The following is a 24,355-nucleotide window of genomic DNA, read 5'->3' as shown; positions in this document are numbered from 1 at the left end:
ACCGGAACACCTTCCCTGCAGCGGCCGGTCCCCCGACGCGCCGCGGCTCGACTCTGCCCGCTGGAAGCCCGAGCACCGCTGGAGTTCACGTGAACGCACTGCCGGCCTCGCCGAGGACCGTTCCGGAGCTGTTCGAGGCGACCGTTGCGGCCGCCCCCGCTTCGCCCGCCCTCACCGAGGGCACGACCACCTGGTCGTACGGGCGGCTCAACGCGCGGTCCAACCAGGTCGCCCGGGGCCTCATCGAGCGCGGGATCGGGCCGGAGCAGCTGGTGGGCGTCGCCGTACCCCGGAGCCCGGAACAGGTCGCCGTCCTTCTGGGCGTCCTCAAGGCCGGTGCCGCGTACCTGCCCCTGGACCCCGTGCTGCCGGCCGAACGCATCGGCTATCTGCTCTCGGACGCCGCCCCCGACCTGGTGCTGGCCGGCACCGCTGTTCCGGGCTTCGCCGGTCCCGTCCTGGACCCGGCCGCGTTCGGCGCCGGCCTGCCGGACCGCGACCCCGCCGACGGCGAGCGCACCGCGCCCCTCGACCCCGGCCACCTCGCGTACGTGATCTACACGTCGGGCTCCACCGGCACCCCGAAGGGCGTCGCGGTCGCCCACAGCAGCACGGTGAACCTGGCGGCGGCCATCCGCCGGGAGTACGGCCCCGGCACCCGGCCCCGGGTCCTCCAGCTCGCCTCTCTCGGCTTCGACGTCGCCATCTGGGAACTGCTGACCGCCGTCGCCACCGGCGGCACCCTCGTGCTCCCCGGCCCCGGCCAACTCGCCGGGGACGACCTGCTGCGGGTCCTGCGCGACCAGCGCGTCACCCACGCCACCGTCCCGGTGTCGGTGCTCGCCACCCTGCCGGCCGGCGCGGAGACCCGGCTGCCCGAGCTCACCACGGTGCACATCGGCGGTGAGACCTCCTCGCCCGACCTGGTGACGCGCTGGTCGGCGGGCCGCCGCCTCGTCAACGGCTACGGCGCCACCGAGTCCACGGTGGCCGCCACCCTCAGCGCACCGCTGACCGGACCGTCCGCGCCCGTCGGCACCCCCATCGCCAACACCCGCGTCCACCTGCTCGACGACCGCCTGGCGCCCGTCCCCACCGGCACCCCCGGCGAGCTGTACATCGCCGGCGCCAACCTGGCCCGCGGCTACCTGGGGCGCCCTGCGCTCACCGGGGCCCGTTTCGTCGCCGACCCCTACGGCCCGCCCGGCTCCCGGATGTACCGCACCGGAGACGTCGCCCGGCTGGGCGAGGACGGCCAGTTCGAGTTCCTGCACCGCACCGACGACCAGGTCAAGATCCGGGGCGCCCGCGTCGAACCAGGCGAGCTGGCCGAGGTGCTCCACCGGCGGCCCGACGTTGCCCGGGCGGCGGTCGCCGTACGCACCGACCCCCGCGGCGAACGCCGGCTGGTGGCGTACGTGGTCCCGGTCGCGGGCGGCACGCTCGACCCGTCGGCGCTGCGGGCCCAGCTGCGGACCAGCCTCCCCGGATACCTCGTACCCGCCCTCGTCGTCCCGCTCGGCAGCCTGCCCCTGACCCCGAACGGCAAGATCGATTACGACGCCCTGCCCGAACCCGGCTTCCTCCCCACCGGCCCGGAGCGCGCCGCCCGCACCCCCCTGGAGGACGTCCTCCGCACCCTGTTCGCCGAGGTCCTGGAGGTCCCCCAGGTCGGCTTCGAGGACAACTTCTTCGACGTCGGCGGCCACTCCCTGCTGGCCACCCGCCTGACCGGACGGATCCGCGCGGCCCTGGGAATCGACGTCGACCTCGGCACCTTCTTCGGCGCCGCGACACCGGCACTGCTCGCCGCCCGACTGGACGGCTCCGCCACCGGCACGACCCGCCCGGAGCTGACCCCGGCACCCCGGCCCGCCCGGGTGCCGCTGTCGTTCGCCCAGCAGCGGCTGTGGTTCGTCCACAAGCTCGAGGGGCCCTCGGCGACGTACAACATGGCCTTCGCCCTGCGGATGAAGGGCCCGCTCGACGTCCCCGCGCTGGCGCACGCCGTGAACGACGTGGTCCGCCGCCACGAGCCGCTGCGAACGGTCTTCCCCGAACACGACGGACAGCCCTACCAGCGCGTCCTGGACCCGGCCGAGGCCCGCATCGACGTCCCCGTCCGCGAGGTGGAGCCGGCGGAGCTGGACGATGTTCTCCGCGAGCTGGCCGGCCGGGAGTTCGACCTGGCGCATGACATCCCCGTCCGCGCCCGCCTGCTCACCCTCGCACCGGACGACGCGGCACTGATGCTCGTCATCCACCACATCGCCGGCGACGGATGGTCGGGCGCACCGCTGGCCCGCGACCTGGTCACGGCCTACTCCGCACGCCGCCTGGGCACCGCACCGGAATGGACGCCGCTGCCGGTGCAATACACCGACTTCGCCCTGTGGCAGCGGAAGTTCCTCGGCACCGAGGACGACCCGGACAGCCCCCTCACGAACCAACTGGCCTACTGGCGCCGCCGGCTGGACGGCCTGCCCGACCTGGCCACGGTCCCCGGCGACCGGCCCCGGCCCGCCGTGGCGACCCACCGCGGCGACGTCGTCGGCATCCGCCTGGACGCCGACCTGCACGCAGGCATCCTCGCCCTCGCCCGCCGCAGCGGAGCGACCGCGTACATGGTGCTGCAGTCGGCCCTCGCCGCGCTGCTCACCCGCCTCGGAGCCGGCACCGACATCCCGATCGGGGCGGGCGTGGCCGGCCGGAGCGAACCGGCGCTCGACGAACTGGTCGGGCTCTTCGTGAACATGCTGGTGCTGCGCACCGACACCTCCGGCAACCCCCGCTTCTCGGAACTGCTGCGCCGCGTCCGGGAGACGAACCTGGACGGCTACGGCCGCCAGGACGTCCCCTTCGAGCACGTCGTCGAGACGCTCAACCCGCAGCGCTCGGCGGGCCACCAGTCGCTGTTCCAGGTCGCGCTGGTCCTCCAGAACAACGCCGACGCCCGGTTCGACCTGCCCGGGCTCGCGGTCCGCTCCGAAGTGGTGCCGACCGGCACCGCCCGCTTCGACCTGTCGTTCAGCGTCACCGAACGGACCGAGCCCGACGGACGCCCCGCCGGCATCACCGGCACCGTCGAGTACGCCACGGACCTCTACGACGCGGCCACCGTACGATCCGTCGTCGCCCGCTGGACGCAACTGCTGCGCCAGGTGATCGAGGACCCCGAACGGCCCGTCGCCGACCTGGAGATCACCACCGCCGCCGACCGGGAGACCCTCGTCGACCGGGGCCGGTACGAGCAGGACGCCCCGCCCACGACCTTCGCCCGGATCTTCGAGGAGCGGGCGGCCGCCGCCCCGGAGGCGATCGCGGTCACCGACGAGCGGGGCAGCCGGACCTACGCCGAGGTCAACCGGAGGGCCAACCGCGTGGCCCGCCGGCTCATCGGTGCGGGCATCGGCCCGGAAGACCTGGTGGGCGTGGTGCTGCCCCGCTCGGCCGACCAGGTCGCGACCGTGCTGGGCGTCCTCAAGGCAGGCGCCGCATACGTCCCCATCGACCCCGTCTTCCCCGCCCGGCGCATCCGGCACGTCGTCGAGAACTCCGCACCCCGGATCGTGTTCGCGGCCCCCGAAACGGTCGACGCGCTCCCCGCCACCCTGGCGTCCCGCGTCGTACTCCTCGGCTCGGCGGACGACCCGACGACCTATGAGCACGGCACCGACACCGACGATGGCGCTGACGCCGATGCCGACCCGACCGACGCGGACCGGGAACGCCCGCTCTCCGTGGACCATCCGGCGTATGTGATCTACACGTCGGGGTCGACGGGCGTGCCCAAGGGCGTGGTGGTGACGCACCGCGGTCTGGCGGGCCTGGCGGCGACACTGCAGGAGCGGTGCCCGGCGGACCCCGGCAGCAGGATCCTCCAGCTGTCCTCGCCCGGCGTGGACGCCTCGGTGCTGGAAACCGTCTGGGCCTTCGGCGCGGGCGGACGGCTCGTCATCGCCGACCAGCACCGGCTGGCCGGGGACGAACTGGCCGCCGCGCTCGCCGGGTACCGCATCACCCACGCCCACATCCCGCCGTCCGCGCTGAGTACCCTGGCCCCGGAGACGGCCGGACGCCTGCCCGACTTCCACACCCTGAGCGTGGGCGCCGAGGCGTGCTCGCCCGAGCTGGTGGCGCTGTGGCTGCCGGGGCGGCGGATGGTCAACGCGTACGGGCCGACGGAGTGCACCGTCGTCGCCTCGCACACCTCCGACCTGACCGGACCCCGGGCGCCGATCGGCCGTCCCGTGGTGAACACGCGTCTGTACGTGCTCGACGAGGCGCTGCGGCTGGTTCCTGCAGGGGTGCCGGGCGAGTTGTACGTGGGCGGCACGGGAGTGGCCCGAGGGTATCTGGGGCTGCCGGGGCTCACGGCGTCGCGGTTCGTGGCCGACCCCTTCGCCGAGCCCGGCGCGCGGATGTACCGCACCGGCGACGTGGTGCGGTGGAACACCGAGGGCGAACTGGAGTACCTGGGCCGGTCCGACGAGCAGGTGAAGATCCGCGGGTTCCGCGTGGAGCCCGATGAGGTACGGCGCGTGCTGGAAGCCCAGCCGGCGGTACGGGAAGCGGCAGTGGTCGTGCGCCGCGGGGACGAGGCGGCGTCGCTGGCGGCCTACGTGGTCCTGGCGGGCGGTACGGACGTGGCCGCCGAGGTCCAGATGGGCGAATGGCAGGACATCTATCACTCGGTGTACAGCGAGCTGGGCGTTCCGGGCGAGGATTTCGTCGGCTGGAACAGCTCGTTCACCGGTGATCCCCTTCCCGTGGAGGAGATGCGGGAATGGCGGGATTCCGCGGTGCGGCAGATTCTGCGGTTCGCGCCCTGCCGGGTTCTCGAGATCGGTTCCGGTTCCGGGCTGCTGGCCGTGCCGCTGGCCGAGACGGTCGGCGAATACCGGGGCACCGACTTCTCGGCGACGGCGATCGACCGGTTGCGTCATTACGTGGCCGAGCGGGAGTGGGATCACGTGCGGCTGAGCTGTCAGCCGGCGCATGACCTGTCCGGACTGCCCGTGAACCATTTCGACACCGTCGTGATCAATTCGGTGATGCAGTACTTCCCCTCCGTGGAATACCTGCGCGACGTCCTGGCAGGGGTGTGGGGCGTGGTCGCCGACGGCGGCCGGGTGGTGCTCGGGGACGTGCGCCACCACGGGCTGCTGCGGATGCAGCACGCTGCCGTGCAGCGGCACCGGGACCGCGGCATGAGCGCCGACGCCATGCGGTCCGCGGTGGAACAGGCGGTGGTCACGGAGAAGGAGCTGCTCCTGGCACCCGAGTTCTTCACCGCCTTCGCCGACGCCTGCGGCGCGTCGGGTGTGGAGGTGCGGCTGAAGGACGGCACGGCCCACAACGAGCTCACCGGGTACCGGTACGAGGTGGTCCTGCACAAGGGGCCGGCGCAGTCGGTCGCGGACGCGCCGGTGGTGGTGTGGGGCCGCGACGTGAGTGCTCTGGACGACCTCGAACGTGTGGTGGGCGCCGACGACATGGCCGGTTCGCCGGTCCGGGTCGTCGACGTCCCCAACGCCCGCCTGGCCGGTGGCGTGGCCGTGCTGGGTGGCCTTGACGGCGACCTGGATGAGGCGGACGCGAACGCGGACGCGGACGTGGTGTGCGTGGATCCGCAGGCGGTGCGGTCCTGGGCGCGGCGTGCGGGGCGTCGTGCCGTGCTGACCTGGTCGCCGCGTCACGGTGGCTGGTTCGAGTTCGTCGTGCTGCCCGGTACCGATGACGCCGTGCCGTTGACGGGCGTCTACCGGGACGACGATGACCGGCCGGTTGCGGTGACGTCGAACGTGCCGGCGGTGGCCCGGGCGGCCGGGGAGCTGGTGTCGGGTCTGCGGACGACGCTCAAGGATCTGCTGCCCGACTACATGGTCCCGGCGACCATCACGGCCATCGAGCGGATGCCGGTGACCCCGAACGGCAAGCTCGACCGCCGGGCGCTGCCGGAGCCCGAAGTCCTCTCGTCCGGCGGCCGTGCCCCCCGGACACCGCAGGAGGAGATCCTGTGTGCGCTCTACGCCGAGATCCTCGGGATGTCGCGGGTCGGCGTGGAGGACGGCTTCTTCGACCTCGGCGGGCATTCACTCCTCGCGACGCGGCTGATCAGCCGCATCCGCACGGTGCTCGACGTCGAAGTGCCGCTTCGGGCCGTCTTCGCGGCGCCGTCGGTCGCCGAGCTGGCCGCGTGGGTCGAGCACGCCCGGACCGACGACACCGTCCGGCCCCCCGTTACGGCGGTGGCGCGACCGGAGACCGTGCCGTTGTCGTTCGCGCAGCAGCGGTTGTGGTTCTTGCACCGGCTCGAAGGGCCGTCGGCGACATACAACTCGCCGTTGGCACTGCGGTTGTCGGGCCGGTTGGACGTGACGGCGCTGCGAGCAGCGCTCACCGACGTGGTGGGTCGGCACGAGGCCCTGCGGACGGTACTCGGGGAGCGGGACGGTGTGCCGTTCCAGCAGGTGCTCGACGGGGTCCAGGTCGAGCTTGCGGCGCGTGAGGCGGCCGAGGACGAGGTCGCCGGGTTGGTGCAGGAGGCGGCGCGCTACCGGTTCGACCTCGCCCGTGAGATTCCGTTGCGGGCGGAGTTGTTCGCTCTGGGGTCCGACGAGTGGGTGCTGGTGCTGGTTCTGCACCACATCGCTGCGGATGGCTGGTCGTTGCGGCCCCTGGCCCAGGACATCGCGACCGCGTACGGCGATCGGTGCCGCGGGCTGGCCCCGTCGTGGGTGCCGTTGCCTGTGCAGTACGCCGATTACACGCTCTGGCAGCGGCGGCTGCTCGGCGAGGGCGGCGAGGGCGGGGAGGGCGGCGGGGGCGGGCTGCTGGACCGGCAGCTGGAGTACTGGACCCGGCAGCTGGACGGCCTGCCCGAGCAGGTGACGTTGCCGACGGACCGGCCCCGGCCGGCGGTGGCGAGCTACGCCGGTGACGTGGCGATGTTCACGGTGGACCCGGACCTGCACCGGGATCTGCTGGAGCTGGCGCGGTCGTCGGGTGCGACGCTGTTCATGGTGCTGCAGGCGGGTCTGGCGGCGTTGCTGTCGCGCTCGGGTGCGGGGACGGATGTTCCGGTAGGGACGCCCGTGGCCGGCCGTACCGATGAGGCGCTGGATGACCTGGTCGGGTTCTTCGTCAACACGTTGGTGCTGCGGACGGACGTGTCGGGTGATCCGTCGTTCGCCGAGTTGCTGGGGCGGGTCCGTGAGACCTGCCTGGCCGCGTACTCGCATCAGGACGTTCCCTTCGAGTTCCTGGTCGAGAAGCTCAACCCGCAGCGTTCGGCCGCCCACCAACCCCTCTTCCAGATCCTCCTGGTGGTCCAGAACAACGCCGACGCGAGCTTCGAGCTGCCGGGCCTACGGGTGCGCACCGAGGAACCGTCCACCGGTGTCGCCCGTCTCGACCTGACGATCAACGTCACCGAGACGTTCGACGCCGACGGCACCCCGAGCGGGATCCGGGGAGCGATCGAGTACGCCACCGATCTCTACGACGCCGGTACGGTCGGGTCGTTCGCCTCCCGCTGGCTGCGGCTGCTGGGCTTGGTGGCCGCAGCACCGGGACAGCGCCTCCACGACGTCGAGTTCCTGTCGGAGGGCGAGCGCGCGCACGTCACGACGCTGTCCGGGGCCGACGCGACGACCGTTCCCGAGCGCACGCTGTCGGCGTTGTTCGAGGAGCGTGTCGCGGTGTCGCCGGATGCGGTGGCGGTGGTGGACGGCGAGGTCAGCTGGTCGTATGCGGAGCTGAACGCGCGGGCGAACGCCGTGGCCTGGTCGTTGCTGGGCCGGGGTGTGGGCGTGGAGGACGTGGTGGGGGTGCTCCTGCCGCGTGGAGCGTGGCAGGTTGCGGCGGTGCTGGGGGTGGCGAAGGCCGGGGCGGCGTTCCTGCCGGTCGATCCGGGCTATCCGGCGGAGCGGGTGCAGTTCCTGCTCGCTGACGCGGCTCCGGAGGTGGTGCTGACCGATGCGTCGGGCCGGGATGCGGTCTCCGGCGTCGAGACGATCGTCGTCGGCGACACCGACGGCGTGGATCGCGATCCGGTCGATAGTGACCACCGGGTGGAGAACGCCGCGTATGTGATCTACACGTCCGGATCGACCGGGCGGCCGAAGGGGACCGTGGTCACGCACGCGGGCCTGGCCGCGCTGGCGGCCGGGGTCGTGGAGCGCGCCGGCGTCGACGCCGGCAGCCGTGTCCTCCAGCTGACTTCACCGAGCTTCGACGTGTCGATCGCCGAGGTCCTCGGCGCCTTCACGGCGGGAGCCACCCTCGTGATGCCGGGACCCGGCCGTTCGGCGGGCGCGGAGCTGGCGGAGCTGGTCGCGGGTTCCGGGGTGACCCATGCCTTCGTCCCGCCGTCGGTGCTGGCGACGGTTCCGGTGGAGGGACTGGCGGGGCTGAGGAGCCTGGTGGTCGGGGGTGAGGCATGCTCGGCGGACCTGGTGCGGCGATGGTCGCCGGGCCGTCGCATGACGAACCTGTACGGGCCGACGGAGACGACGGTGGCGGCGACGATCAGCCGTCCCCTGTCGGGTGCGTCGTACCCGATCGGCGCACCGCTGGCGGGGACACGGACGTACGTGCTGGACGAGTTCTTGCGTCCGGTGGCCCCCGGCGCGCGCGGTGAGCTGTACATAGCGGGCCCGGGTGTCGCGCGAGGCTATCTGGGCCGGCCGGCGCTGACCGGCTCCCGGTTCGTGGCGGACCCGTTCGGCCCCGCCGGAACACGGATGTACCGGACCGGTGACCTGGTGCGGTGGAACGCCGAGGGCGAGCTGGAATACCTCGGGCGGTCGGACCAGCAGGTGAAGATCCGTGGGTTCCGGGTGGAGCCGGGTGAGGTGGAAGCCGCGCTGGAGCGGCAGGACGGCGTCGCCCAGGCCGCCGTACTGGCCAGGCCCGATCAGCAGGGCTTCCTGACCCTCTACGGCTATGTCCGTGCCGACGCGCAGACGGTCTCCGGCACTCGCTTGCGCGAGCAGCTGCGCCGTACGCTGCCTGACCACCTGGTGCCGGCGGCCGTGGTGGTGCTGGACGAGTTCCCGGTGAATCCGAACGGGAAGCTCGACCGGGCCGCTCTGCCCGATCCGACCTTCGATGCGGTGGGCAGTGGTCGCTCGCCGCGTACGCCGCTGGAGGAGATCCTGTGCTCCTTGTTCGCCGACGTGCTGGGCGTGCCCCGGGTCGGTGTCGAGGACAGTTTCTTCGACCTCGGCGGCCACTCCCTCCTCGCGACCCGGCTGGGCGCGCGGATCCGGGCCGTACTGGACATGGACGTCCCGATGAGGACGATCTTCAACGCGCCCACAGCACGACTGCTCGCCGAGCATCTGTCAGGGGACACCCGGGCCGCGACACCGGTGACGGCGGTGGTGCGACCGGAGACCGTGCCGTTGTCGTTCGGACAGCAGCGGTTGTGGTTCCTGCACAAGCTGGAAGGTCCGTCGGCGACGTACAACTCGCCTCTCGCGCTGCGCCTGTCCGGTGCGCTGGACGTAGCGGCGCTGCGGGCTGCGCTCACCGATGTGGTGGGTCGGCACGAGGCGCTGCGGACGGTGTTCGGGGAACGGGCCGGCGTGCCGTTCCAGCAGGTGCTCGACGGCGTCGAGGTCGGTCTGCCGGTACGTGAGGCGGCCGAGGGCGAGGTCGCGGCGCTGATGGCGGAGGCCGCGCGCCATCCCTTCGATCTGTCCCGCGAGATACCGCTGCAGGCCGAGCTCTTCGCTCTCGGGTCCGACGAGTGGGTGCTGGTGCTGGTCCTGCACCACATCGCCGCCGACGGCTGGTCGCTCCAGATCCTCATGTCCGACCTCACGGCCGCGTACACCCGGCGGCGGGCGGGAGAGCCGCCCGCGTGGGCACCGCTGCCGGTGCAGTACGTGGACTACACGCTCCGGCAGCGGGACTTGCTCGGTGACGACAGTGACCCGGACAGTGCCTTCAGCCGTCAACTGAAGTACTGGACCCGGCAGCTGGCCGACCTGCCCGACCAGGTCACCCTGCCCCCCGACCACCCGCGCCCCACGGTCGCGAGCTACCGCGGCGAGACGGTGGTCTTCGACATCGACGCCGACCTGCACGCGGCCCTCGTCCACCGGGGGCGCGCCACCGGTACGACACTCTTCATGATCCTCCAGGCGGGTCTCGCAGGCCTGCTGACGCGGCTCGGCGCGGGCACCGACATCGCCGTGGGATCACCGATCGCCGGTCGCGACGACGACGCCCTGGCCGACCTGGCCGGGCTGTTCGTGAACATGCTGGTGCTGCGCACCGACACCTCGGGCGACCCGACGCTGGACGACCTGCTCGACCGGGTCCGGGAGGTGAGCCTGGACGCCTACGCCCACCAGCACCTGCCCTTCGAGCACCTGGTGGAGCGGCTCAACCCGCAGCGCTCCACCTCGCATCACCCCCTGGTACAGATCCTGCTCGGCCTGCAGAACACCGCCGAACAGGGCGTCGCGCTGCCGGGGCTCGTCACGCGCGCCGAGGACGTCGCCACGGGCGTCTCCCGGGTCGACCTATCGGTCAATTTCGTCGAGGCCTCCGCCCCGGACGGCGGTCCGGCGGGGCTGACGGGGGTTGTGGAGTTTGCGACGGATCTGTATGAGCGCTCGACGGTGGAGGCGTTTACGCGTCGGTGGGTGCGGATGTTGCGGGCGATGGTCTCGGCGCCTGGTAGTCGGTTGGGTGAGGTGGATCTGCTCGGGGCTGACGAGCGGGTGCGGTTGGTCGACGGCTGGGGGCGTGCGGATGCCTCCGTCGAGGCGGTCACGCTGGGCCGGTTGTGGGAGCGGCAGGTCGCTGCCCGGCCGGATGCGGTGGCCGTGGTCGACGGGTCGCGGAGCTGGTCGTACGGTCGGCTGGATGCGGCCTCGGATCGGCTCGCCTGGAGGTTGCGGGAGCGGGGTGTGGGCCCGGGTGACGTGGTCGGCGTGCTTCTGCCGCGCGGAGTGGCCCAGATTGCGACCGTGCTCGGTGTGACGAAGACGGGTGCGGCGTTCCTGCCGGTGGATCCGTCCTATCCGCGGCGGCGCATCGACCACGTGGTCGGCGACGCCCGGCCCCGCGTAGTCGTCGTCGGCGAACAAACGGCGGTACCGGCAGGTGAGTTCGACGTGCTCGTCATGCCCCAGGACATCGACGCTTGGACCTGGAGCACCGATGACGCCGCCTCCGAGACGCAGGGGATGCTCCCGCTCGGCGTCGACCACCCGGCGTATGTGATCTACACATCCGGGTCGACCGGGGAGCCCAAGGGCGTGGTGGTGACGCACCGCGGCCTGGCGAGCCTGGCGGCCACCCAGGCGCAGCGGCTCGGCGTCACGGAGCGGTCCCGGGTGCTGCAATTCGCCGCCCTGGGCTTCGACGCCGCCGTATGGGAGCTGGTGATGGCGTTCGGCGCGGGTGCCGCGCTGGTCGTCCACGACGCGGACCGGCTGGCCGGCGTCGAGCTCGCGACGGCGCTCCGGGAGCAGCGGATCACCCATCTCACCGTGCCGCCGACGGTCCTGGACACGGTGCCCGAGGGCACCGAGGCGGCCCTGCCCGACCTCGCCACGCTGGTGGTGGCCGGTGAGGCGTGCCCGCCGGAGCTGACCGAGCGGTGGTCTCCCGGCCGGCGGCTGATCAATGCCTACGGGCCGACGGAGACGACCGTCTGCGCGTCGTTGAGCGACCCCCTGCGTCCGGGCCCGGCACCGATCGGCGCGCCGGTCCTGAACACCCGGGTGTACGTGCTGGACGAGGCGCTGCGGCCGGTGCCGACGGCGGCGCCGGGCGAGCTGTACGTCGCCGGCGCCGGACTGGCGCGCGGCTATCTGGGGCGGGCGGGGCTGACGGCGTCGCGGTTCGTCGCGGATCCGTTCGGCGGGCCGGGTGCGCGCATGTACCGGACCGGTGACCTGGTGCGGTGGAACGCGGACGGCGAGCTGGAGTACCTCGGCCGGTCCGACGAGCAGGTGAAGATCCGGGGCTACCGGGTCGAGCCGGCCGAGGTGGAGTCCGTGCTCCGCCGGCACCCCGACGTCGCCCAGGCCGCGGTCGTCGCCCGGCAGGACGACCGGGGGACGCGCCTGCTCGGCTACGCGGTCCCCGTCGCGGGACGGGACCTCGACGTGGACGCGCTGCGCGGCCGCCTGGCCGACCGGCTGCCGGAGTACATGGTGCCTGCGGCGGTGCTGGTCCTGGACTCCCTGCCGAGGACCCCGAACGACAAGGTCGACCGCAGGGCGCTGCCGGAGCCCGCGTACGACGTCGCACCCGAGTCCGCGCCCCGGACGCCGCTCCAGGAACTGCTCTGCGACCTCTTCGCCGAGGTCCTGGGCGTGCCGGAGGTGGGCATCGACGACAGCTTCTTCGACCTGGGCGGCCACTCCCTTCTGGCCACCCGGCTCGTCATACGGATCCGCCGGGTGTTCCGCTGCGACCTTCAACCCCGGGCGCTCTTCGGGGCGCCGACACCGGCGGGCCTGGCGGAGGTGCTCGCCGCAGGGGCCGGCACGGCACAGACACCGGTGACGGCGGTGGTGCGGCCGGAGCTGGTGCCGTTGTCGTTCGGGCAGCAGCGGTTGTGGTTCCTGCACAAGCTGGAAGGTCCGTCGGCGACGTACAACTCGCCGTTGGCACTGCGGTTGTCGGGTCGGCTGGACGTGACGGCGCTGCGAGCAGCGCTCACCGACGTGGTGGGTCGGCACGAGGCACTGCGGACGGTGTTCGCCGAGCACGCCGACAGCCCCTACCAGCGCATTCTCGACGGCGTCGAGGTCGCACTCACCGTGCGCGAGGTGACCGAGGACGACGTCGCGGAGCTCATGCAGACGGCGGCACGTTACCCGTTCGACCTGTCCCGCGAGATTCCGTTGCGGGCGGAGTTGTTCGCTCTGGGCTCCGATGAGTGGGTGCTGGTGCTGGTTCTGCACCACATCGCTGCGGATGGCTGGTCGTTGCGGCCGCTGGCCCAGGACATCGCGACCGCGTACGGCGATCGGTGCCGAGGACAGGCCCCGTCGTGGGTGCCGTTGCCTGTGCAGTACGCCGATTACACGCTTTGGCAGCGGCGGCTGCTCGACGACGATGGCGAGGGCGGCGAGAACGGGCTGCTGGACCGGCAGCTGGAGTACTGGACCCGGCAGCTGGACGGCCTGCCCGAGCAGGTGACGTTGCCGACGGACCGGCCCCGCCCGCCGGTGGCGAGCTACGCCGGTGACGTGGCGATGTTCACCATGGACCCGGACCTGCACCGGGACCTGCTGGACCTGGCCCGTTCCTCGGGCGCGACGCTGTTCATGGTGCTGCAGGCCGCCCTGTCCGCGCTGTTGTCACGATCGGGCGCCGGATCGGACGTACCCGTGGGGACACCGATAGCGGGCCGTACCGACGAGGCGCTGGATGACCTGGTCGGGTTCTTCGTCAACACGTTGGTGCTGCGGACCGACGTCTCCGGCGACCCGTCGTTCGCCGAGCTGCTGGGGCGGGTCCGTGAGACCTGCCTGGCCGCGTACTCGCATCAGGACGTCCCCTTCGAGTTCCTGGTCGAAAAGCTCAACCCGCAGCGTTCGGCCGCCCACCAACCCCTCTTCCAGATCCTGCTCGGCCTGCAGGAGCACCCGGACGCGGGCTTCGCACTGCCGGAGCTGCGTACGCGCCTTGAGGGCGTGAGCACCGGCCTGTCCCGGGTCGACCTGTTCATCAGCCTCGGTGAGCAGCGCGACGCCGACGGCCCGGCGGGTGTCACGGGAGCCGTCGAGTTCGCCGTCGACCTGTACGACCGGTCCACGATCGAGGCGTTCGTCCAGCGTTGGCTACGACTGCTCCGCGCCGTCGTGCGGAACCCGGAGCAGCGCATCGGCCAGGTGGAGCTGCTCAGTGCGGACGAGCGCGAGCAGGTTCTCGACCGCTGGTCGCGCGTGGCGCCGGAGCCGCCCTCGACGCTGTCGGCCTTGTTCGAGCGTCGCGCCGCGGTGTCGCCGGATGCGGTGGCGGTGATCGACGGGGAGTCGAGCTGGTCGTATGCGGAGTTGAGCGCGCGGGCGAACGCCGTCGCCTGGTCGTTGCTGGACCGGGGTGTGGGTGCTGAAGACGTGGTGGGGGTGCTCCTGCCGCGTGGGGCGTGGCAGGTCGCGGCGATCTTGGGAGTGGCCAAGGCCGGGGCGGCGTTTCTGCCGGTGGATCCGGGCTATCCGGCGGAGCGGGTGCAGTTCCTGCTCGCTGACGCTGCTCCGAAGGTGGTGCTGACCGAGGAGGCGGTGACCGACGCGTCGGGCCGGGATGAGGTCTCCGGCGTCGAGACGATCGTCGTCGGCGACACCGACGGCGTGGATCGCGACGCGGTGGACAGCGATCGCCGCATGCCGTCGCGGGTGGAGAACGCCGCCTATGTGATCTACACGTCCGGCTCGACCGGGCGGCCGAAGGGGACCGTGGTCACGCACGCGGGCCTGGCCGTCCTGGCGGCCGGAGCCGTGGAGCGCGCCGACGTCGACGCCCGCAGCCGCGTCCTCCAGCTGGCCTCGCCGAGCTTCGACGCCTCCGTACTCGAGCTGATGATGGCCATCGGTGCGGGGGCGGCCCTGGTCATCGTGAAGGAGGCGCGCTCGGCGGGCGCGGAGCTGGCGTCGGTGGTCGCGGGTTCCGGGGTGACGCACGCCTTCGTCCCGCCGTCGGTGCTGGCGACGATGCCGGTGGAGGGACTGGCGGGGCTGCGGAGCCTGGTGGTCGGGGGTGAGGCATGCTCGGCGGACCTGGTGCGGCGATGGTCGCCGGGCCGTCGCATGACGAACCTTTACGGCCCGACCGAGACGACGGTGGCAGCAACCATCAGCCGTCCCTTGTCGGGTGCGTCGCACCCGATCGGCGCACCGCTGGCGGGGACACGGACGTACGTCCTCGACGACTTCCTCCGGCCGGTGGCCCCGGGGGTGCGGGGCGAGCTGTACATCGCGGGCCTCGGAGTCGCCCGGGGTTACTTGGGCCGGCCGGCGCTGACCGGGTCCCGGTTCGTGGCGGATCCGTTCGGCCCCGCCGGAACACGGATGTACCGCACGGGCGATGTCGTGCGGTGGAACGCGGACGGCGAGCTCGAATACCTGGGCCGTTCCGACGAGCAGGTGAAGATCCGCGGGTTCCGCGTGGAGCCGGGTGAGGTGGAAGCCGCGCTGGAGCGGCAGGACGGCGTCGCCCAGGCCGCCGTACTGGCCAGGCCCGACCAGCAGGGCTTCCTGACGCTCTACGCATTCGCCCTCGCCGATCCGCAGACGGTCTCCGGCCCGCACCTGCGTGAACAGCTGCGCCGTACGCTGCCCGACCACCTGGTGCCGGCGGCCGTGGTGGTGCTGGACGAGTTCCCGGTGACACCCAACGGGAAGCTCGACCGGGCCGCCCTGCCGGAGCCCGGGTTCGAAGCGGCCGAGGGGAGCCGGTCGCCGCGTACGCCGCTGGAGGAGATCCTGTGCTCCTTGTTCGCCGACGTGCTGGGCGTGGCCCGGGCCGGGGTGGAGGACAGCTTCTTCGACCTCGGCGGCCACTCCCTCCTCGCGACCCGGCTGATCAGCAGGATCCGGGCCGCGCTCGGCGCCGAGGTGGCGCTGCGGACGCTCTTCGACATGCCGACCCCGGCCGCTCTGGCCCGGTGCCTCGACGAGGGGCCCACCGGGGCGCGTACCGCCCTGGACCGGATGCCGCGACCGGACGTGCTGCCCCTGTCCTACGCCCAGCAGCGCCTGTGGTTCCTGCACAAGCTTGAGGGCCCCTCGCCCACCTACAACATGCCGTTGGTGTTGCGGTTGTCCGGTGCGGTGGACGTGGCGGCGCTGCGGGCTGCGCTCACCGATGTGGTGGGACGGCACGAGGCGCTGCGGACGGTGTTCGGGGAACGGGAGGGCGTGCCGTTCCAGCAGGTGCTCGACGACACCGAAGTCGAGCTGTCGGTGCGAGAGACGGCCGAGGACGAGGCCGAGGGGCTGCTGCTGGAGTCCGCGCGCTACCCGTTCGACCTCTCCCACGAGCTCCCGGTGCGGGCCGAGCTGTTCGACCTCGGGCCCGACGAGTGGGTGCTCGCGCTGGTCCTGCACCACATCGCCGCCGACGGCTGGTCCCTACGGCCGCTGGCCCAGGACATCGCGACCGCATACGGCGACCGGTGCCGTGGGCGGGTCCCGGCGTGGGCGCCGTTGCCCGTGCAGTACGCGGACTACACGCTCTGGCAGCGGGACCTGATCGGTGACGACAGTGACCCGGACAGTGCCTTCAGCCGTCAACTGAAGTACTGGACCCGGCAGTTGGCCGACCTGCCCGACCAGGTCACCCTGCCCCCCGACCACCCGCGCCCCGCGATCGCCGGGTACGCCGGCGGCATCAGCACCTTCGCTGTCGACGCGGATCTGCACGGCGACCTCATGGAGCTGGCCCGGGCGACCGGCTCGACGCTGTTCATGGTCCTGGAGGCGGCGCTGGCCGGCCTGCTCACCAGGCTCGGTGCGGGAACCGACGTGGTGCTCGGCGCCGGCGTGGCGGGCCGTACCGACGAGCGGCTGGACGATCTGGTCGGGTTCTTCGTCAACATGCTGGTACTGCGCACCGACACCTCCGGCGACCCCACCTTCGCCGAACTGCTCTCCCGGGTGCGGGAGACCAGCCTGGCGGCGTACGCGAACCAGGACGTCCCGTTCGAGCAGGTGGTCGAGGCGCTCAACCCGCAGCGCTCCGCGGCTCACCAGTCACTGTTCCAGGTGGCCCTGGTCCTCCAGAACAACGCCGAGGCCGACTTCGACCTCGCGGGCCTGCGGGTCCGGCAGGAGGGACACGGCACCGGCACCTCCCGGTTCGACGTCTCGCTGAGCATCACCGAACGCACCGGCACCGACGGCGGACCGGCGGGGCTCACGGGGGTTGTGGAGTTCGCGACGGATCTGTACGAGCGCTCGACGGTGGAGGCGTTCACTCGTCGGTGGGTGCGGCTGTTGCGGGCGATGGTCTCGGCGCCTGGTAGTCGGTTGGGTGAGGTGGATCTGCTCGGGGCTGATGAGCGGGTGCGGTTGGTCGAGGACTGGGGGCGTGCGGATGCTTCCGTCGAGGCGGTCACGCTGGGTCGGCTGTGGGAGCGGCAGGCCGTCGCCCGGCCGGATGCGGTGGCTGTGGCCGACGGGTCGCGGAGCTGGTCGTACGGCCGGCTGGATGCGGCCTCGGATCGGCTCGCCTGGAGGTTGCGGGAGCGGGGTGTGGGCCCGGGCGACGTGGTCGGGGTGCTTCTGCCGCGCGGAGCGGCCCAGATCGCGACCGTGCTCGGTGTGACGAAGACGGGTGCGGCGTTCCTGCCGGTGGATCCGTCCTATCCGCGGCGGCGTATCGACCACGTGGTCGGCGACGCCCGGCCCCGCGTAGTCGTCGTCGGCGAACAAACGGCGGTACCGGCAGGTGAGTTCGACGTGCTCGTCATGCCACAAGACATCGACGCTTGGACCTGGAACGCCGATGACGCCGCCTCCGAGACGACGACGAAGGGGAGAATCCCGCTCGGCGTCGACCACCCGGCGTATGTGATCTACACATCCGGGTCGACCGGGGAGCCCAAGGGCGTGGTGGTGACGCACCGCGGCCTGGCGAGCCTGGCGGCGACGCTGCGCGAGCGGTGCCCGGCGGGCCCCGGCAGCCGGGTCCTCCAGCTCTCCTCGCCCGCCTTCGACGCGTCGGTCCTGGAGCTCGTGTGGGCCCTGGACGCCGGCGCCGCCCTGGTCGTCGCCTCACCCGAGCGCCTGGTCGGAGCCGAGCTCGCCACGGCGCTCGCCGAGCACACCGTGACTCACGCGCTGATCCCGCCTTCGGTGCTGGCGACCCTGCCCCCCTCGGCGCCCACCGAGCTGACCGGCTTCCGTACGCTCGTCGTCGGCGCGGAGGCGTGCTCGCCCGAACTGGTCCGGGCATGGGCGCCGGGGCGGCGGATGGTCAACGCGTACGGGCCCACGGAGTGCACCGTCGTCGCCAGCCAGACCGGCCCCCTCGAAGAGCCGCCCGTGACGATCGGCCGCCCTGCCGTGAACACGCGCCTGTACGTGCTGGACGAGGCGCTGCGGCTGGTACCGGCAGGGGTGCCGGGCGAGTTGTACGTGAGCGGCGCCGGACTGGCGCGCGGTTATCTGGGGCGGGCGGGGCTGACGGCGTCGCGGTTCGTCGCGGATCCGTTCGGCGGGCCGGGTGCGCGCATGTACCGGACCGGTGACCTGGTGCGGTGGAACGCGGACGGTGACCTGGCGTACCTGGGCCGGTCCGACGAGCAGGTGAAGGTCCGCGGGTTCCGCGTCGAGCCCGGTGAGGTCCGGCGGGTGCTGGAAGCCCGGCCGGAGGTGCGCGAGGCGGCGGTGGTCGCGCGCGGTGACGGCGAGACGTCGTCACTGGCCGCCTACGTGGTCCTCGCCGACGGTTCGGACGAACCGGCCGAGGCGGCTGAGGTAGCAGAAGCGGCCGAGGCGCAGATCAGCGAGTGGCACGACGTGTACCACTCCGTCTACGGCGACCTGAGCACGCCGGGCGAGGACTTCGTGGGCTGGAACAGCTCGTTCACCGGTGAGCCCATTCCCGTGAGCGAGATGCGGGAGTGGCGGGACGCCGCCGTACGCCAGGTCCTGCGGTTCGGGCCCCGACGGATCCTGGAGATCGGCGTGGGATCCGGGCTGCTGGCCGTGCCCCTGGCCGAAACCGCCGACGAGTACTGGGGCACCGACTTCTCGGCGATCGCGATCGACCGGCTGCGCCACTTCGCGACCGGACGGGGCTGGGACCACGTACGGCTGAGCTGCCAACCGGCACACGACCTCTCCGGGCTGCCCGCCGGGCACTTCGACACGGTCGTGATCAACTCGGTGGTGCAGTACTTCCCCTCCGCCGGCTACCTCCGGGACGTCCTGGCGAAGGTGTGGGACCTGGTGGCCGACGGCGGCCGGGTGGTCCTCGGCGACGTGCGCCACCACGGGCTGCTGCGCATGCTGCACGCCGCCGTACACCACCACCGCGCCCCCGGCACGCGACGCTCCACGGTCGAACAGGCGGTGGTCACGGAGAAGGAGCTGCTCCTGGCTCCCGAGTTCTTCACCGCCCTTGCCGACGCCTGTGGCGCGTCCGGCGCGGAGATACGGCTGAAGGAAGGCGCGGCCCGCAACGAGCTCACCGGCTACCGGTACGAAGTCGTCCTGCACAAGGGCGTCCCGGCCCGCTCGCTCGCGGAAACCCCGGCCCTGGTCTGGGGCCGCGACGTCACCGGCCTGGACGACCTCGAGCGAGTGATGGCCGGTTCGCCGGTCCGGGTCGTCGACGTTCCCAACGCCCGCCTGGCCGATGGCGTGGCCGCGCTGGACTCCCTCGACGGCCTGGACGCCGTGGATGCCGTCGACGCGGACCGTATGGATCCGCAGGCAGTGCGCTCCTGGGCGCGGCGGGCCGGCCACGGCGTCGTGATGACCTGGTCGCCGCGCCGCAGCGGCTGGTTCGAGTTCGTCCTGCTGCCCGGTGCCGACGACGCCGCACCGCTGACGGACGTCTACCGAGGCCGGCCGGTCGCGGCGACGTCGAACGTGCCCGCGGTCGCCCGCGCGGCCGGTGCGCTGGTGTCCGGCCTGCGGACGACGCTCAAGGAACTGCTGCCCGACTACATGGTCCCGGCGACCATCACCGCCGTCGAGCGGATGCCGCTGACCCCGAACGGCAAACTCGACCGCCGGGCGCTGCCGGAGCCGGAGATCCACTCGGCCGGCGGCCGTGATCCGCGCACCCCGCAGGAGGAGATCCTGTGCGCGCTCTACGCCGAGATCCTCGGCATCTCCCGGGTCGGGGTGGAGGACGGCTTCTTCGACCTGGGCGGGCATTCGCTGCTCGCCACCCGGTTGATCAGCCGCATCCGTGCCGTGCTGGGTGTCGAGGTGCCGCTTCGGGTCGTCTTCGCGGCGCCGTCGGTCGCCGAGCTGGCCGAGTGGGTCGAACGCGCCCGGACCGAGGACACCACCGCCGTACGGCCCGCGGTGACGGCGGTGGTGCGGCCGGAGCTGGTGCCGTTGTCGTTCGGGCAGCAGCGGTTGTGGTTCCTGCACAAGCTGGAAGGCCCGTCGGCGACGTACAACTCGCCTCTCGCGCTGCGCCTGTCCGGTCGGTTGGACGTGGCGGCGCTGGGGGCTGCGCTCACCGATGTGGTGGGCCGGCACGAGGCGTTGCGGACGGTGTTCGCCGAGCACGTCGGCACCCCGTACCAGCGCATTCTCGACGGTGCCGAGGTCACACTCGCCGTGCGCGAGACGACGGAGGACGTGGTCGAGGATCTGATGGGAGAGGCCGCGCGCTACCCCTTCGACCTGTCCCGCGAGATTCCGTTGCGGGCGGAGTTGTTCGCTCTCGGCTCCGACGAATGGGTCCTGGTGCTGGTCCTGCACCACATCGCCGCCGACGGCTGGTCCTTGCGGCCCCTGGCCCAGGACATCGCAACCGCGTACGGCGACCGGTGCCGAGGACAGGCCCCCTCGTGGCCGCCGCTGCCCGTCCAGTACGCGGACTACGCCCTCTGGCAGCGGCGGCTGCTCGACGGCGGCGACGGCGGCGGCGGCGAGGGCAACGAGAACGGGCTGCTGGACCGGCAGCTGGCGTACTGGACCCGGCAGCTGGACGGCCTGCCCGACGTGGTCACCCTGCCCACCGACCGCCCGCGTCCCGCCATCGCCGCCTATCGCGGCGAGATGAGGTCGGCGGACCTCGACGCCGCCCTCCACCAGGACCTGCTCGCGGTGGCCAAGGACGGCGGCTCGACGCTGTCCATGGTCCTCCAGGCGGCGTTCGGCGCGCTGCTCACCCGCCGGGGCGCGGGGACGGACATCCCGGTCGGCATGCCGATCGCCGGACGGACCGACGCCGCACTCGACGACCTGGTCGGGTTCTTCGTCAACACCCTGGTCCTGCGGATCGACACCTCCGGCCGCCCGAGCTTCACGGAGCTGCTCGCACGGGTGCGGGAGGCCAGCCTCGCGGCCTACTCCCACCAGGACATCCCGTTCGACCACGTGGTGGAGAAGCTCAACCCGCAGCGCTCCACCGCCCACCACCCCCTGTACCAGGTGCACCTGGCGGTGCAGAACAACCCCGACGCCGGCCTCGCGCTGCCGGGCGTGAACGCCAGCCCGTACCCCGGCCTGGTGGCGTCCGGGGTGTCCCGGGTCGACCTCACGGTCAACGTCACGGAGACCTACGACGAGACCGGCGGCGCCGGCGGCATCAACATCGCGGCGGAGTACGCCACCGACCTCTACGACGCGGACACCATCGACAGCCTGCTCGACGAGCTGGCGCGCCTCCTACGCGAGATCGTCGTCAGTCCCGATGAGCCGATCGGAGGCACAGACGTGAAACCCGCAGGAAACGCCGTCCGGTCCCGCTCCCTCCCGGAGCAGGACCGCCCGGGTTCCGCCCCCGGCACCCTGCCCGAGCTGCTGCGGACATGGTTCGCCGCCCACCCGTCCGCCGTCGCGGTCGGCGACGGCACCACCCGGTGGACGTACGCCGAGCTGGACGCCGAGGCGAACCGCATGGCGCGGTCGCTCGTCGAGCGCGGTGCCGGTCCGGAGGACGTCGTCGCCGTGCTGCTGCCGCGCAGCGCCCGGCAGGTCGCGAGCATCGTCGCCGTCGCCAAGTCCGGTGCGGCGTACCTGCCGATCGATCCGGCCTGCCCGGACGAGCGGGTGAAGCGTCTGATCGGGGGCTCCGCACCGGTGCTGGTGATCACCGACAGCGTCGGCGCCGCGCGGGTGGGATCCGGCGTGAAGGTCGTCGACGTCGACGACCCGGATACCGTCACGGCCCGGCGCCGGCTGCCGGACACCGAGCTGACGGACCGGGAGCGCACGGCGGCCGTACGGCTGGAGCATCCCGCGTACGTCATCCACACGTCGGGATCCACCGGGGAGCCGAAGGGCGCGGTCGTCACGCACGGCGGCCTGGCGGGCTCCGTCGCGTTCTGGCGGGACCGGTGGCAGCTCGCCGAGGGGGACCGGGTGCTGCAGCTGGCCTCGCCCGGCTTCGACATCTCCGTCTTCGACCTGCTCGTGACGTTCGCCGCCGGGGCGGAGCTGGTCCTGCCCGACCCGGAGCTGACCTCCGGCGAACCGCTGGCCCGGGAGCTGGACGCGGCACGGATCACGCACTTCATGACGGTCCCCTCGGTCCTGGCGTCCATGCCGCCGGACGCGCCGGCCCGGCTGCCGGGGCTGCGCGGCGTCATCGTCGGGGGAGAGGAGTGCACCCCCGACCTCGCGGAACGGTGGTCGCAGGGCCGCCGCATGATGAACGTCTACGGGCAGACCGAGACCACCGTCGCCTGCACCATGACCGAGCCCCTGGGCGCCGGGCCGGTCACCATCGGACGACCGAACCCGCAGGTCCGCGTCTACGTGCTCGACGAGCGGCTGAAGATGCTGCCGCCGGGCACCGACGGCGAACTGTACGTCGCCGGTCCCGGCATCGGCCGCGGCTACCTGCACCGCCCGGACCTGACCGCGAGCCGCTTCGTCGCCGACCCCTACGGTCCGCCCGGCGAGCGCATGTACCGCACCGGGGACCTGGGCCGCTGGACCTACCAGGGCGAGCTCGAATTCGCCGGCCGCTACGACGACCAGGTGAAGATCCGGGGCTTCCGCGTGGAACCGGGCGAGGTCGAGGCGGCGCTGACCGAACGGCCGGACGTGGCCCGGGCGGTGGTCGTGGCCCGGGCGGACCGGCAGGGCGAGCCCGCACTCATCGGATACGTGGTGCCCGCCGAGGGCGAGTTCGACCTGACGGCCGTACGGGAGGGCCTGCGCCGGACCTTGCCCGCGCACCTGGTGCCGACGGCGATCGTGCCGGTGCCGGACTTCCCGCTGTCACCGAGCGGGAAGGTCGACCGGCGGGCGCTGCCGGAACCGGAGTTCGGAGAGAGGGGCGGCCACGGGCCGCGCACCCCGCAGGAGGAGATCCTGTGCGCGCTGTTCGCCGAGGTCCTGGGGCTCCCGCAGGTCGGCGTGGACGACAACTTCTTCGACCTCGGCGGCCACTCGCTGCTCGCCAACAAGCTCATCGCCCGGATCACCGAAGTGCTGGGCGTGGAAGTGCCCATCCGGAACTTCTTCGGCGGCCCCACCGTCGCCCAGGTGGCCGAGCAGCTCGGCACGGGCGGCGGGCACGACGCCTTCGACATCCTGCTGCCGCTGCGGACACAGGGAACCCTGCCACCGCTCTTCTGTGTGCACCCGGGCGCGGCGATCTGCTGGGGCTACGCCGACCTGCTGCTGTACCTCAGCCCCGACTTCCCGGTGTACGGCTTGCAGTCGCCCGGTCTGAGCAGCCCGGACGGGCTGCCGGAGACCCTGGAGGAGGTCGCGGACGCCTGCATCGCGGAGATGCGGCGGATCCAGCCGGAGGGCCCGTACCACCTGCTCGGGCAGTCCTTCGGCGGTGTCGTCGCCCAGGCGATGGCGGCCCGGCTGGAGCGCGCCGGCCAGCGGGTCGGCCTGATCGTGGCGCTGGACTCCGAACCGGCCCGGCCCCTCACCGAGCGGGAACAGCAGCAGGTGGTCGAGGCCACCGCCGTGGTGTACGCGGGCATCCTGGAGGTGCTGGGCGTCGACGTCTCCGGCCTGCCCGACCGCAAGCTCACGTTCGCGCAGTTCTCCGAGCTGGCCCGGACCACGGGCACGGTGCTGGGCAACATCAAGGAGGACGAGTTCGGCCTGCTGATGGAGATCCTGCACCGCAATATCTCCCTCGCCGCCAAGTACCGCCCCGAGCGCGTCGACGCGGACATGCTGATCTTCGGGGCGGCGGAGGAACCCGAGCGGGTGCTCGACCCGGAGTCCTGGCGGGAGATCGTCGCCGGGACGATCACCTACCACCCGATCCCGACCAGCCACAGTCGGATCACGACACCGCCGTCGCTCGCGTTGATCGCTCCGATCCTCGAAGCGCACCTGCGGTCCGTCATCCCGAGCCGGACCACCACTCCTGACCGCGCCACCACTCCTGACCGGACCACCACTCCTGAGGAGGAGAACTGATGAGCAACCCGTTCGACGACACCGAGGGCACCTTCACCGTCCTGGTCAACGACGAGGGCCAGTACTCGATGTGGCCGGCCGCCATCGACGTACCGGCGGGATGGGACGTCGCCCACCCCTCCGACACGCACCAGGCGTGCCTGGAGTACATCGAGGAGCACTGGGTCGACATGCGGCCGCGCAGCCTCGTGGAGGCCATGCGGCACGAGCAGTCGTGACCCCGGCCGTCCGGGCACCGGTGCGGCCGGCGTCCGATTCGCGAACCGACCCAGCTGAAGGAAGAA

General features: G+C 72.4%; 2 protein-coding genes. Both read left to right on the top strand.

Annotated features, from left to right (window positions below; translation table 11 throughout):
- Window positions 1–89: 89 nt before the first annotated feature.
- On the top strand, window positions 90–24,071 hold the full coding sequence (locus FGW37_RS01310) for a non-ribosomal peptide synthase/polyketide synthase (protein WP_179079336.1): 23,982 nt from the start codon (window positions 90–92) through the stop codon (window positions 24,069–24,071).
- Window positions 24,071–24,289, top strand: coding sequence for an MbtH family protein (locus tag FGW37_RS01305; protein WP_281394662.1), 219 nt, complete (start codon window positions 24,071–24,073; stop codon window positions 24,287–24,289). Before FGW37_RS01310 ends, FGW37_RS01305 begins: the two co-directional genes overlap by 1 nt.
- Window positions 24,290–24,355 lie beyond the last annotated feature (66 nt).

Origin of the sequence: Streptomyces rectiverticillatus (genome assembly GCF_013394065.1) — a bacterium.
Taxonomy (GTDB): Bacteria; Actinomycetota; Actinomycetes; order Streptomycetales; family Streptomycetaceae; genus Streptomyces; species Streptomyces rectiverticillatus.
The sequence above is the reverse complement of the archived record's forward strand: the minus strand, read 5'-3'. Positions and strand labels throughout refer to the sequence as shown.

Excerpts from the sequence above, each read along its gene's own strand:
- FGW37_RS01305 (WP_281394662.1), top strand. The coding sequence starts at position 24,071 with ATGAGCAACCCGTTCGACGACACCGAGGGCACCTTCACCGTCCTGGTC.